The 12,818-nt window shown below is 51.6% G+C and carries 12 protein-coding genes; 7 read left to right on the top strand and 5 right to left on the bottom strand.

Translation table 11 applies throughout. The features are described from left to right. Positions 1–93: 93 nt before the first annotated feature. On the bottom strand, positions 94–1,482 hold the full coding sequence (gene sad, locus AL515_RS12660) for a succinate-semialdehyde dehydrogenase (protein WP_061067888.1): 1,389 nt from the start codon (positions 1,480–1,482) through the stop codon (positions 94–96). Between the two features lie 102 nt (positions 1,483–1,584). Between sad and ptrR the strand changes: the two genes are divergently transcribed. Further along, positions 1,585–2,460, top strand: coding sequence for a putrescine utilization regulator PtrR (gene ptrR, locus AL515_RS12655; protein WP_061067887.1), 876 nt, complete (start codon positions 1,585–1,587; stop codon positions 2,458–2,460). On the opposite strand, the gene AL515_RS12650 is transcribed toward ptrR, so the two are convergent. The 3 genes from AL515_RS12650 to dtnK are packed head-to-tail and all read right to left on the bottom strand — an operon-like array spanning position 2,457 to position 5,443. Further along, on the bottom strand, positions 2,457–3,218 hold the full coding sequence (locus AL515_RS12650) for a DeoR/GlpR family DNA-binding transcription regulator (RefSeq protein ID WP_048211684.1): 762 nt from the start codon (positions 3,216–3,218) through the stop codon (positions 2,457–2,459). The two genes, ptrR and AL515_RS12650, sit on opposite strands and share 4 nt — an antisense overlap. A gap of 1 nt (position 3,219) precedes the next feature. After that, positions 3,220–4,206: a D-threonate 4-phosphate dehydrogenase gene (locus tag AL515_RS12645; protein ID WP_061067886.1), complete on the bottom strand. Its 987-nt coding sequence runs from the start codon at positions 4,204–4,206 to the stop codon at positions 3,220–3,222. Further along, positions 4,199–5,443 (bottom strand): D-threonate kinase, encoded by a 1,245-nt coding sequence (gene dtnK, locus AL515_RS12640; protein WP_105242171.1) that lies wholly within the window; start codon positions 5,441–5,443, stop codon positions 4,199–4,201. Before dtnK ends, AL515_RS12645 begins: the two co-directional genes overlap by 8 nt. A 171-nt stretch (positions 5,444–5,614) precedes the next feature. On the opposite strand from dtnK, the gene AL515_RS12635 reads away from it, so the two are divergent. The 5 genes from AL515_RS12635 to AL515_RS12615 all read left to right on the top strand — a co-directional run bounded on the left by AL515_RS12635 (position 5,615) and on the right by AL515_RS12615 (position 11,425). Further along, positions 5,615–6,784 carry an iron-containing alcohol dehydrogenase gene (locus AL515_RS12635; protein WP_048211687.1) on the top strand — a complete coding sequence of 390 codons (1,170 nt, stop codon included), beginning with the start codon at positions 5,615–5,617 and terminating at the stop codon, positions 6,782–6,784. Then, positions 6,777–7,661, top strand: coding sequence for a dihydrodipicolinate synthase family protein (locus tag AL515_RS12630; protein ID WP_061067885.1), 885 nt, complete (start codon positions 6,777–6,779; stop codon positions 7,659–7,661). Before AL515_RS12635 ends, AL515_RS12630 begins: the two co-directional genes overlap by 8 nt. A 47-nt stretch (positions 7,662–7,708) precedes the next feature. After that, entirely contained in the window at positions 7,709–8,659 is a 951-nt protein-coding gene (locus AL515_RS12625) for a phosphoglycerate dehydrogenase (RefSeq protein WP_048211689.1), read from the top strand. A gap of 65 nt (positions 8,660–8,724) precedes the next feature. Further along, a complete protein-coding gene (locus AL515_RS12620; protein WP_048211690.1) occupies positions 8,725–10,044 on the top strand; it encodes an MFS transporter in 1,320 nt (439 codons plus the stop codon). Positions 10,045–10,228: 184 nt separating this feature from the next. Continuing rightward, the gene (locus AL515_RS12615; protein ID WP_048211691.1) at positions 10,229–11,425 is read left to right on the top strand and encodes a sugar transporter; all 1,197 of its coding nucleotides are present in this window, start codon (positions 10,229–10,231) and stop codon (positions 11,423–11,425) included. A gap of 34 nt (positions 11,426–11,459) precedes the next feature. Here the strand turns inward: AL515_RS12615 and AL515_RS12610 are convergent, their stop codons facing one another. Then, positions 11,460–12,125, bottom strand: a complete 666-nt coding sequence (locus tag AL515_RS12610; protein ID WP_048211692.1) for a MarC family NAAT transporter — start codon at positions 12,123–12,125, stop codon at positions 11,460–11,462. Between the two features lie 257 nt (positions 12,126–12,382). On the opposite strand from AL515_RS12610, the gene marR reads away from it, so the two are divergent. Beyond that, positions 12,383–12,817 (top strand): multiple antibiotic resistance transcriptional regulator MarR, encoded by a 435-nt coding sequence (marR, locus tag AL515_RS12605; protein ID WP_061067884.1) that lies wholly within the window; start codon positions 12,383–12,385, stop codon positions 12,815–12,817. Position 12,818: the final 1 nt, after the last annotated feature.

The raw sequence follows: 12,818 nt of genomic DNA, 5'->3' as shown, positions 1-12,818 counted from the left end.
CTGTATCAAAGCGTTAGGCGCGAGTGTACGCAGAGTAAATGACAAATTTATTGCAGAAATAAGACGGGTGCCCCTGCAGAGGCACCCGGGCTATCAGAGACGATTTTTCCAGACGGTTTGCACATTGCAAAACTCATGCAGACCAAAGTGAGAAAGCTCACGACCAAAACCGCTTTTCTTCACGCCGCCAAAAGCAACGCGAGCATCACTGGCACTGTAACCATTAATAAACACGCCACCACACTCCAGACGGGCCGCCATAGTTTGCGCCAGTGCCTCATCCGCGGTAAACAACGTCGCCGACAAGCCGAACTCGCTGTCATTAGCCAGTGCTAATGCGTGCTCAGCATCCTTCGCGACGGTAATCGCCGCAACCGGGCCAAACAGCTCCTGACGAAACGCAGTCATTTCCGGCGTAACATCACCCAGTACCGTCACGGCATAGTAATTACCCTGACCAGCTATTTTTTCCCCACCGAGGAGTAAGCGCGCTCCTTGAGCCAGTGAATCTTCAACCTGCTGATGCAGTTCATCCCGCAGATCAAAACGTGCCATTGGGCCGAGATCGTTCTCTTCATTTAGCGGATCGCCCATTTTCAGTGCACTGGCTGCCGCAACAAAACGGTGGGTGAATTCTGCCGCAATCCCTTCTTCAATAATAAAGCGTTTCGCTGCGGCACAAACCTGCCCGGTATTCTGATAACGCCCTGCCACTGCGGCTTTAACCGCTAAATCAAGGTCTGCATCATTAAGCACGATAAACGGATCGGAACCGCCTAACTCAAGCACGCATTTCTTCAGCGCTGCACCAGCCTGAGCGCCAATCGCAGCACCAGCACGAACGCTGCCCGTCACCGTTACCGCCGTGATACGCGGGTCATTGATCATCTGACTCACCCCGGCGTTATCGGCATTCACCCAGCCATATACCCCAGCGGGTATTTCCGCATCGGTAAAGACCTGGGCGATAATCGCGGCACAACCAGTGACATTCGGTGCATGCTTTAACAGATAGCCATTTCCGGCCAGCAAAATCGGCACGGCGCCGCGCATAACCTGCCAGAGCGGAAAGTTCCACGGCATGATCGCCAGAATAGTCCCCAGGGGACGGTACTCAATCACGGCCTGGTGATTCTCAACCTGCGTGGCCTCGGTACTGAGCATCGCTGGCCCATGTTCGGCGTACCAGTCACATAATGCCGCAGACTTTGCCACTTCCGCACGTGCCTGCCTGACGGGCTTACCCATTTCACGCGAGATACACTGCGCCATCTCTTCGGCGCGTTCACGCAGCGCTTGTCCGACCCGGCGCAACATCTGTGCGCGATGGGTGACGGTCGTGCGTTTCCATGCGTTGAATCCCGTCGCCGCCAGATTCAGCGCGTGGGTAATCTCATCGTCGCTGGCCCACGGCATTGCCGTCAGCATTTCGCCACAGGTCGGGTCAACGGAAATAGCATGTGTTGCTGCTGTGATGGTCATAAGTGCCTCTCTTTCTCGCAAGGTATGGTTATATCATGCGCAGGTTTACTCTTTCTGAAAAATGAATAATATTAACCATACCATTCACGAACAGAGAAAATTATGGACCTGACGCAACTTGAAATGTTCAATGCCGTCGCAGAGACCGGCAGCATCACGCAGGCTGCGGCGAAGGTGCATCGCGTGCCGTCCAATCTCACCACGCGTATTCGCCAGCTTGAAGCGGACCTTGGCGTCGATCTGTTTATTCGTGAAAATCAACGTCTGCGGCTTTCTCCCTCCGGGCACAATTTTTTGCGTTACAGCCAGCGGATCCTGGCGCTGGTAGAAGAAGCGAGGATGGTGGTCGCAGGTGATGAACCACAGGGATTGTTCTCTCTGGGATCGCTGGAAAGTACAGCCGCCGTGCGTATTCCGGCCACACTTGCCGAATATAATCAGCGCTACCCTAAAATCCAGTTTGCACTGGCAACAGGACCGTCCGGTACCATGCTGGACGGTGTGCTCGACGGTACGCTGAACGCCGCTTTTGCTGATGGCCCTATTACCCATCCAGGTCTTGAAGGAATGCCGGTGTACCGTGAAGAGATGATGATTGTCACCCCACATGGCCACCCCCCCATCAAACGGGCCAGCGATGTGAATGGTTACAATATCTATGCCTTTCGCGCCAACTGTTCCTATCGCCGCCACTTTGAAAGCTGGTTTCACGCCGATCGCGCCATGCCAGGCACGATCCATGAAATGGAGTCCTACCACGGCATGCTGGCCTGTGTGATTGCCGGCGCGGGAATCGCGCTGATTCCACGTTCTATGCTGGAAAGCATGCCAGGCCACCATCAGGTCAATGCCTGGCCGCTGAGTGAAAACTGGCGTTGGTTAAATACGTGGCTGGTCTGGCGTCGGGGGGCGATGACGCGACAGCTGGAAGCATTTATTGAGGTACTGGAACCTCAGCTGTCGCAAAATGCAGATTAACTGGCGAACGTCAGATGGCAAGGCAGTTGCTCAAGCTGCTGCCGCACCTCTTCATTGAGTCGCGCATCGGTCACGATATCCGTCAACGCATCCAGATGTGTGACGTTGAAAAGTGACCATGCACCGTATTTTGAACTGTCTGCCAGCAGTACGCGACGTTTGGCGTTTGCAATCAGGTCGCGCTTCAGACCGGCCTTTTCTTCCGTCGGTGCGGTGATCCCGCGGGTCAGATCCCAGCCGTTACAGCTTAGAAACGCGATATCCGGCCACACGTTTTGCAGCAGTTTACGCCCGTGCTCGCCGATACAGGACTGGCTGGAGTCATCAATACGCCCGCCAATGATCGTCACTTCAATTTGCTTGAACTCAGAAAGAAATAGCGCAATGTGCAGATCGCTGGTGATGACGCGCAACGGCAGATGGGTAAGCTGGCGCGCCAGTTCAATCATCGTCGTTCCCGCATCCAGGATAATGGCGTCCCCGGCTTTCACCAGGCTTGCCGCCGCGCAGGCAATAGCCTGTTTTTCCATCAGGCTGCGCTGCATTTTTTCATGTGTGGTTGGTTGCGAAGGGATAAACCGGTTAAGCGTCACGCCGCCGTGAGTACGGCTGATAACACCTTCCTGATCGAGTTTAATCAGGTCGCGGCGAATGGTCGCCGGAGAGGCCTGAGTCACAGCGACAAGCTGTTCAACTGTCGCCAGATTATGCCCTTTCAGATAATCCATAATCTGTTCTAACCGATTATATCCCTTCATTTTAATCCCGCGTAATTTGCATTGCTAACTGGATGGACACGGCCATGCTCTCAGACTTGGCTTTACCTGTCCAGGCAATATCAAACGCCGTGCCATGGTCTGCAGAAGTGCGAATAAATGGCAATCCGGCGGTGATATTCACCCCATCATAGAATCCCAGCAATTTTAGCGGAATATGGCCCTGATCGTGATACATTGCCACCACCATGTCATACATACCTTCGTGGCACTGCATAAAGACAGTATCTGGTGGACATGGTCCCGTAACATTTAACCCTTTCGCTTGCATTGCCTGCACCGCGGGTCCGACAATCGTTATCTCTTCCTCGCCAAACAGGCCATTTTCGCCGGCATGGGGGTTGACGCCTGCGACCGCAATACGTGGATTATCAAACCCGACACGACGCAGGAAATCATCTGCGACCTGAATGACTGTTTTTACACGCTGTTCACTGAGCGTATCAAGGAATTTACGTAGTGCAATATGCGTGGTGACATGAATCACTTTAAGCTGTTCGGTATACAGCACCATCGCATAGTCTTTGCTGTTGGTCAGTTGCGCCAGCAGTTCGGTATGGCCGGGATAATGATGTCCCGCCATGTGCAGTGCTTCTTTATTCAGCGGCGCAGTGGCAATGGCCTTAACTTCACCACTTAGCGCCAGTGCTGTAGCGCGTTTAATACAGCGATAGGCCAAATCACCCGCCTGCGCTTGCACCACCCCCGGTTCAAGCGCCGCAGGATCGGCAAGGGGTTCGTCAATCACGTTGATAACACCGGGGGCGAATTGCGCCTGGGTTACGCTGTCGATAACCCGGAGTTCCGCTGGCGGCGTGACATTTAATGACTGGATACGACGCAGCGTTTGGGCACATCCCACAACCACAACCGGAGCGCCAGACAGCTCTCCCTCCACCAGCGATTTAATAATAATCTCAGGTCCAATACCTGCAGGGTCGCCCATAGTTACTGCAATAATGTTATTCACTCATGTTCTCCTCGATAAAATTTAAAACCTGACGCAACGTCGTTTCGTCACCGAATCCCCCTGCCTTTGTCATAACCGGGCGTTGCCAGTCGCCACCGACAAAATGACCGTACGGCACACACTGGGCCACACGGTCAGTAATACGAAATCCTGTTGCCTTAAGGGCGTCTGCAACCGCCATCGCCACATCACCGCCAGAGAGATACAGCGCGCCTGGCGATACCTCCTGCAAAACCTGCCGGATAAGCTGTCCAAGAAACTGGCAGATTTTTTCACCGAGCTGAGCGCGATTCATCCCCATACGCACGCACAGCTGCGGAATATGATGGCGTGCTTCACTGTCGGGACTTGTGTGAACAATGCAGTGCCTACCAGAGGAGAGGATCCTAACGATGCGCTGCGCGTACTCTGTCGAGCTACCGCTGAAGATATTTTCGATATCAATGAATACAGTCCCCACCTGCGGGTCCTGGTACACAGCGGCAATCTGCTGTTGAGCGATTTCACTCATTGAACCCACTACCGCCAGTAAACACTGTGAGGACGGTGTCCGGACATGGCGGGCCAGCGCGTCACAGATCCCGGCAGACCCCACCAGCAGCGGCAGCTCATCCTGCATCAGCGCATCAGTAACAATCACATCAAGGTCAGCGTCAGTCCGGGCATCCACAACCCAAATCTGCGGCGTCTCAACAGCAGGCTCGCGCAGGTGCTGCATGTAGTCATTCAGTGACATCGCCCGACACGCAATGGTGGTTTGTGCCTGTATCACCTCACAAATATCGGCACTCATCACCGGTGTTTTCGGATCGCTGGCAAATTCGGTCTGCGTTACCGGAATACCGTTAACGAGGCACTGCCCCTGCTCGGTGGTTCGCCCGACTGAGGGACAAGCCAGTGCCACGATGGCCCGCTTTTTACCTGTAATCCGCATTAACGCGTCCAGTTCGGCCCCCGGGTTTCCGCGCAATGTTGAATCTATTTTCTTCAGCCACTGCGTCTGAGGACCAGCCTGACTCGTCAGAGCCAGCTCACTTACTCTGGCGGCGGCCTGCTCTGCCTCCAGCGCACGACTATCCGTGTTGATGACCAGCACATCTACATCATCGGCACAGGGCAATGTGAAAGCGACATTTACCGTCATTCCCGTCAGCGCCAGACTCACCCCCGCATCATTTCCCCCCGTAAAGTCATCAGCAATGACAAGGATCTGGGGTCTTACAACATGTCTACTCATCCATGCTCCGGGTTGTTGTATGTTGATAATGATTATATTCAATCACATTTGATTAAATGTGAGCAAGCTCAAGTTATTCATCTCCGAGATAAATTATAAATTTAGCCCATGATGCAATCGTTCCTGAATCTCAGTGAGCGAATTCAATCACTCGAACAACAGGAGAATGCTGTGGCAACAATCAATAGCACCGTCATTAGCGGTTCGAATGCTATCCCCGCACTGGAGCCGTTACTGGCAGGTAAACGCCAGCTGTTACTGGTGACGGATAGCAATATTGTCGGACTGGGCGCGGTAACACAGATCCGCAACTTACTGACCAACGATGGACGTCATGTGGCTCTGATTGACAATGTGCCTGCAGAACCCGGGCATCACGATGTCAGCGCACTATTAAAAAACGTACAAGGTCTCAACGTAGAAATGGTGATCGGTATCGGCGGTGGTAGCGTACTGGATGTGGCGAAACTGCTCTCCGTCTTATGCCATCCTGAATCTCCAACGCTTGACGCCATGCTGGCGGGAGAAAAACCGCTGCAACGCGTTGCTTCTGTGCTGATCCCCGCCACAGCAGGTACGGGTTCTGAAGCGACTCCCAATGCGATTCTGGCGATCCCGGAACAAAACACCAAGGTCGGAATCATTTCTCCGGTGCTATTACCGGATTACGTGGCCCTGTTGCCAGAACTCACCACCAGCATGCCGGCGCATATTGCCTCGTCCACTGGCATCGACGCGCTATGTCATCTGATCGAATGCTTTACCGCTACCGTCGCCAATCCGGTAAGTGATAACGCTTCGCTCATTGGCCTGCGTAAGCTACTCAACCATATCGAAATCTCCGTCAATGAGCCGGAAAATCTGCTGGCCAAACTGGAGATGCTGTGGGCATCGTATTACGGCGGTGTGGCGATTAATCATGCTGGTACTCACCTGGTCCACGCGCTCTCTTACCCGCTCGGCGGTCGATACCATCTCCCACATGGCGTCGCTAACGCCATTCTGTTAGCACCCTGCATGAAAGTGATTCGCCCATTTGTGGTCGACAAGTTTGCCCTGGTGTGGGATCTGCTGCCTGACGCTGACTCAACACTCAGTGCCGAAGAAAAATCCCGCGCCCTGGTGGAGTACTTCGCCACACTCGTGAAACGACTGAACCTGCCCGATAACCTGGCAACGCTTGGTGTACCGTCTACTGATATTCCCGCACTGGCCGATGCCGCACTGAACGTAAAACGCCTGATGAATAATGCTCCCTGCGAGGTGAGTCATGAGGATATTCAGGCCATTTATCAAACTCTGTTTCCAGAACTGAATACCAAAGGAGTGAATCATGAGTAAGAAAATCTGTGGTGTACTGACGGCAATCGTTACCCCGTTCGACCACGACGGCGGGCTTAACCTTAAAGAACTGAGAAACCAGGTAAACCGCCAGTTAAATGCCGGAAACGGTATTTTCTGCGGCGGCACAAACGGTGAGTTTTTTGTGCTCAACGAGGAAGAAAAAATAGCAGTGACCCGCACCTGCGTTGAGGAAGTTGCTGGGCGGGCGAACGTAGTGGCGCATATTGGTGAAATCTCTACCCGTGAAACCATTCGTCTGGGCAAGCAAATAGAAAAACTGGGCGTCGATGCCGTATCGGTGATTACCCCGTATTTTGTTCCGCTCAAACAGCAGGAACTGATAGCTCACTATACCGCGATTGCCGACGCGCTATCGGTACCGGTATTTCTCTACAACATTCCGGCACGTACGGGAAATACCATTGAACCGGAAACAGCCAGAGTGCTGGCGGCACACCCGAACATTATCGGGATCAAAGACAGTGCCGGCAGTTATGAAAGTCTTAGCAGCTTCCTGGATGCAGTTAAAGATATCGAGGGATTTGATGTGCTGAATGGTCCAGATTCACTCATTCATCAGGGATTTGTTGATGGCTGTTCAGCCTGTATTTCCGGTTTGGCGAACGTAGCGCCAAAAGAAATTAACGCTATCTGGGCGCGATTCAAGGCCGGTGATGTTGTCGGATCGCATGAAGCACAGGAAAGCGTCACAGGTTTGCGAACCGAGCTCTATAAAGTTGCGTTCTCGCCCGCCGCAGTCAAAAAAGCATTGCAAATCATGGGGCACGAGGTAGGCGCAAGCCGTTACGCTGTCACGTTTGATGCTCATCAGGAACGCCAGATCCAGCAAATTATCAATAACTATTTACGATAGACACTTTTACAGCGGCGGCAACGCCGCTTAACTAACAGGATTGTATTATGAAAGTCATCTGTACATCACCTTCATTTGCCAAATACGATCAGCAACCGATCAAACTGCTTAACGACGCCGGACTTGAGTTAATCATGCTACCTGCAGATGCCGGTTTAGAAGCGCTTGCACCTCATCTGGAACAGACAGTGGCAATGATCGTCGCTTTTACCGATGTTAATGCCGGACTAATAGCTGCGGCACCGAATCTGAAAATCGTCTGCAAACACGGCGTGGGCGTCGATAATATTGACCTCAATGCCACGCGTGAAAAAGGTATTTTTGTTACCAATGTGCCGGATGCCAATAAGCATGCCGTCGCAGACTTTGCGTTTTCCCTGATCCTTAACTGTGCGCGTCAACTCCCCTACGCGATTGAACAAACCCGCGCGGGAAACTGGCCACGGATCTTCGCCTCCGATGTATATGGAAAAACGATTGGCATTATTGGGTTAGGTAATATCGGTAAACAGGTTGCACTGCGAGCCCGCGGCTTTAATATGCGCGTGCTGGCTCACGACGCATGGCAGGATGCACAGTTCGCCGCAGATAATCACATTGAATACGTTTCGCTCGATGAACTAACAGAACAAAGTGATTTCATCACGTTACACACTCCGCTGACGCCTGAAACCAAAAATCTCTTTGATTTAGCGCAGATGAAAAAAATGAAGAGCACTAGTTATCTCATAAACGTTTCACGCGGTGGTGTCGTTAATGAAGAGGATCTCTTTCTGGCTCTCACGCAGGGTGTCATTAAGGGCGCTGCCGCCGATGTCTTTTTACAAGAGCCGTGCAATTCACACCCCTTATTTGCGCTCGATAATTTCATCCCTACGGCACATATTGCAGGATATACCGAGGGTGCGATCAGCAATATAGGCGAGCAATGTGTTTATAACATCATTGAACATGTCATTCATCAGCGTAAGCCTAAAAATATAATGAACGGATTATAACATTGTGGAGATAACCCTACCCTTTCCACAATAATAAAAATGAACATCTACCATGGGCCAGATATATGAATAATTTTGCAGAAAAATCCCGAATTCGTTGGTGGATTGCGGGATTAATGTGGCTTGCTATTGCAATTAACTATATTGACCGGACGGTATTATCTGCTGCAGCACCTCACCTCATTGATGAGCTAAAACTCGATCCTGAAATGATGGGGTTTATCATGGCGGCGTTCTTCTGGTCATATTCTTTACTGCAAATACCGGCAGGTTGGTTTGCTGACCGTTTTGGTCAGAAAAAAGGTCTGGGTTTTGCCGTCGCGTGGTGGTCAATCGCCACCTCAATGATGGGTTTAGCCACTGGATTTAAATCTCTACTCGCATTGAGACTCGCTCTGGGCGTCGGTGAAGCCGCCGCCTATCCAAGCAATGCAGGGATCGCTGCGCGCTGGTTCCCGGATCGGGAGCGGGCCACCGTCTCAGGATTGTTTGACAGTGCCTCTAAATTTGGTGGTGCCGTCGCGATGCCGCTTATTGTCTGGATGATCTACCAGTTTGACTGGCGGATGACATTTCTGATTATTGGTGGTGTAGGCATTTTTTGGGTCATTGCCTGGTATTTTATTTATACAGAAAACCCGGAGGACCACAAAAGGATCAGTACAAGCGAAATTAAACATATTCGCGAAGGGCAAAAGCAAAAACACGGCGACAAATCCGTATTACCGATGCGTTGGTATAAACTGTTGCGCTACCGTAACATTTGGGCAATGTGTATCGGTTTCTTTACCATCAACTATACATCCTATTTCTTTATTACCTGGCTACCCACTTATCTGGTAAAAGACAAAGGAATGGATTTTATCAAAATGGGGATGGTTGCCGCCCTGCCATTATTATGTGGGATGGTGATCGAAGTCTTTGCCGGCTGGGCCTCTGACCGTATGGTACATAAGCGGATCCTGTCGCTGACTGCCACAAGAAAATTATTCCTGACAATCGGTCTGTTAATGGCTTTATGTATTGGTTTTGCCCCTTTTACTGATTCCGTGTTTATGACCGTGTTTTTACTGTGTGTGGCGAAATCAGGCACCACGGTTGCCGCCTCGCAGGTCTGGGCACTACCGGGTGACGTTGCACCTAAAAACAGCGTATCGATTGTTGCAGGGTTACAGAATACTGTCTCCAATATGGGAGGCGCGGTAGGACCAATTATTACCGGAGCCATTGTTGCAGCCACTGGCTCCTTTACCTGGGCGCTGGTGTTCTCTGCCGCACTGGTGGTTCTGGGAATTTTGAACTATCTGTTTTTGATGGGTAAAGTTGAGCCAATCATCGACAGTGAGCATGAAGCGTTGTGCATGAAAGAAGCGCAGCTGCACTAAACTCGCTCAGGTAACGGTATTCTCCGGTCAGTCAGTAGTACTGACCGGCTTTATTTTCTCTCGTAATGCACCGCATTATCATCCGCAAAACAGCGTGATCTTAATCACGAAATGATTGTATTTTCACCAGTAAACGTTTTAAGATCGCCACCTCTCCTTTTTGCAGTTAACCCGATTTATACATATGACAACAAACACTGTTTCCCGCAAGGTCGCGTGGCTACGGGTAGTTACGCTTGCTATTGCCGGTTTTATTTTCAATACCACTGAGTTTGTCCCGGTCGGGTTGCTGTCCGACATTGCGCAAAGTTTTAATATGCAGACCGCGCAGGTTGGGATCATGTTGACGATCTACGCCTGGGTGGTAGCCCTGATGTCGCTGCCCTTCATGCTGCTCACCAGTCAGGTAGAACGCCGCAAGCTGCTGATCTGCCTGTTTGTCGTGTTTATCGCCAGCCACGTACTCTCTTTCCTGGCATGGAATTTTACCGTGCTGGTGATTAGCCGTATTGGTATTGCTTTCGCACACGCCATTTTCTGGTCGATCACTGCATCGCTGGCGATACGCCTTGCTCCGGCCGGGAAACGCGCGCAGGCACTCAGCCTGATTGCGACCGGCACCGCGCTGGCGATGGTATTAGGCCTGCCTATCGGACGCATCGTCGGCCAGTATTTTGGCTGGCGCACTACCTTCTTCGCCATCGGTATGGGCGCGCTAATTACCCTGCTTTGCCTGATTAAGCTTCTGCCCAAATTACCCAGTGAGCATTCCGGTTCATTAAAAAGCCTGCCGGTGTTATTCCGCCGTCCGGCGTTAATGAGCCTGTATCTGCTGACGGTGATTGTGGTCACTGCGCATTATACGGCTTATAGCTATATCGAACCCTTTGTGCAGACTGTCGCCGGGCTGAGCGCTAACTTTGCCACTGTGCTGCTTCTGGTTCTCGGTGGCGCGGGTATTATTGGCAGCGTAATTTTTGGCAAGCTGGGTAATCAGTATGCCTCGGTGTTGATAAGCGCGGCTATCGCCCTGTTGACCCTGTGCCTGGTGCTGCTATTGCCTGCTGCTGATAGCGAAATGCACCTGGCTGTCCTGAGTATTTTCTGGGGTATTGCCATTATGGTGATCGGCCTGGGAATGCAGGTGAAAGTACTGGCACTGGCTCCGGATGCCACTGACGTCGCAATGGCGCTGTTCTCCGGTATCTTTAATATTGGTATTGGCGCGGGAGCGCTGGTGGGAAATCAGGTAAGTCTGCACTGGTCGATGTCGACGATTGGTTACGTCGGTGCACTTCCTGCCGTTGCCGCGCTGATCTGGTCAGTGATTATCTTCCGCAAATGGCCGGTAACGCTGGAAGAACAACCACAGCAGCAATAAGAAAAAGGCCCGGTAGATATACCGGGCCCGTTGTTTAATGGTAGGTTTGGATGATTTCCAGCACGCCGTTAATAATAAACTGCACACCCATACACACCAGCAGGAAGCCCATCAGACGGGAAATAGCTTCGATCCCGCCTTTCCCCACCAGCCGCATAATTCCGCCAGAACTGCGCAGACATCCCCACAAGATAATCCCGACGACGGCAAAAATAATGGGCGGCGCAACCATGATCACCCAGTCCGGGAATTCGGAACCGTGCCGCACGGTAGAGGCCGAACTGATGATCATTGCAATCGTCCCCGGGCCGGCAGTACTCGGCATGGCCAGCGGAACAAAGGCAATATTGGCCGTCGGTTCGTCCTCCAGTTCTTCGGATTTGCTTCTCGCTTCCGGAGAATCATGCGCTTTCTGCTGAGGGAACAGCATACGAAAGCCGATAAACGCAACGATTAACCCGCCCGCAATACGCAACCCTGGAATCGAAATCCCAAACGTATTCATTACCACCTGCCCGGCGTAGTACGCGACCATCATAATGGCAAATACATAGACAGACGCCATTAATGACTGACGGTTACGCTCTGCGCTGTTCATGTTGCCAGCAAGGCCGAGAAACAGCGCCACGGTGGTTAACGGGTTTGCCAGCGGTAACAGGACTACCAGCCCCAGTCCTATTGCTTTAAACAAGTCCATCATAATGTCATCTTTCCTGTGCGTTTTTCGTCAACGGCAAGTATAAGGGCAAACTCCAGGGTTAAGCCATGTTGTCGATGTAAGGATTCATTAGTTCTCTTTACGCATAAACCCTACGGATCAGAACGTTAAAAACGCGCTATGCGTAGCGCGTTCCTGATGTTTTAGCAAAACGTGGCATGCGGCCACTCATTCATTTGACTTATATTTGCCTAAGCAATAGTATCAGCCGTGACTAACTACTTGCCAGGGCAACCATTGTGAAAAACACCAGTGATCTGTTCAATGAAATCATCCCACTGGGTCGTTTGATCTACATGGTTAATCAGAAAAAAGATCGTTTATTAAACGACTATTTGTCACCGCTGGATATCACGGCATCGCAGTTTAAGGTGCTCTGCTCCATCCGTTGTGCGGTGTGCATTACCCCTGTCGAATTGAAAAAAGTGCTGTCTGTCGATCTTGGCGCCCTGACGCGGATGCTGGACAGACTGGCCTGTAAAGGCTGGATAGAAAGGCTTCCGAATCCACATGACAAGCGCGGTGTACTGGTGAAACTCACCGAGCACGGCGCAGCAATTTGCGAGCAGTGTCATCAATTAGTAGGGCAAGACCTGCACCAGGAACTAACAAAAAACTTAACGGCGGAAGAAGTAGCAACACTTGAGCATTTGCTTAAGAGGATCCTGCCGTAAA

The organism is Citrobacter sp. FDAARGOS_156 (assembly GCF_001559235.2).
Lineage (GTDB): Bacteria > Pseudomonadota > Gammaproteobacteria > Enterobacterales > Enterobacteriaceae > Citrobacter > Citrobacter youngae.
Note: the sequence above shows the minus strand (reverse complement) of the source record. Positions and strands in the feature narration are given on the sequence as shown.

Excerpts from the sequence above, each read along its gene's own strand:
- sad (WP_061067888.1), bottom strand. The coding sequence starts at position 1,482 with ATGACCATCACAGCAGCAACACATGCTATTTCCGTTGACCCGACCTGT.
- ptrR (WP_061067887.1), top strand. The coding sequence starts at position 1,585 with ATGGACCTGACGCAACTTGAAATGTTCAATGCCGTCGCAGAGACCGGC.
- AL515_RS12650 (WP_048211684.1), bottom strand. The coding sequence starts at position 3,218 with ATGAAGGGATATAATCGGTTAGAACAGATTATGGATTATCTGAAAGGG.
- dtnK (WP_105242171.1), bottom strand. The coding sequence starts at position 5,443 with ATGAGTAGACATGTTGTAAGACCCCAGATCCTTGTCATTGCTGATGAC.
- AL515_RS12630 (WP_061067885.1), top strand. The coding sequence starts at position 6,777 with ATGAGTAAGAAAATCTGTGGTGTACTGACGGCAATCGTTACCCCGTTC.
- AL515_RS12625 (WP_048211689.1), top strand. The coding sequence starts at position 7,709 with ATGAAAGTCATCTGTACATCACCTTCATTTGCCAAATACGATCAGCAA.
- AL515_RS12620 (WP_048211690.1), top strand. The coding sequence starts at position 8,725 with ATGAATAATTTTGCAGAAAAATCCCGAATTCGTTGGTGGATTGCGGGA.
- AL515_RS12615 (WP_048211691.1), top strand. The coding sequence starts at position 10,229 with ATGACAACAAACACTGTTTCCCGCAAGGTCGCGTGGCTACGGGTAGTT.
- AL515_RS12610 (WP_048211692.1), bottom strand. The coding sequence starts at position 12,125 with ATGATGGACTTGTTTAAAGCAATAGGACTGGGGCTGGTAGTCCTGTTA.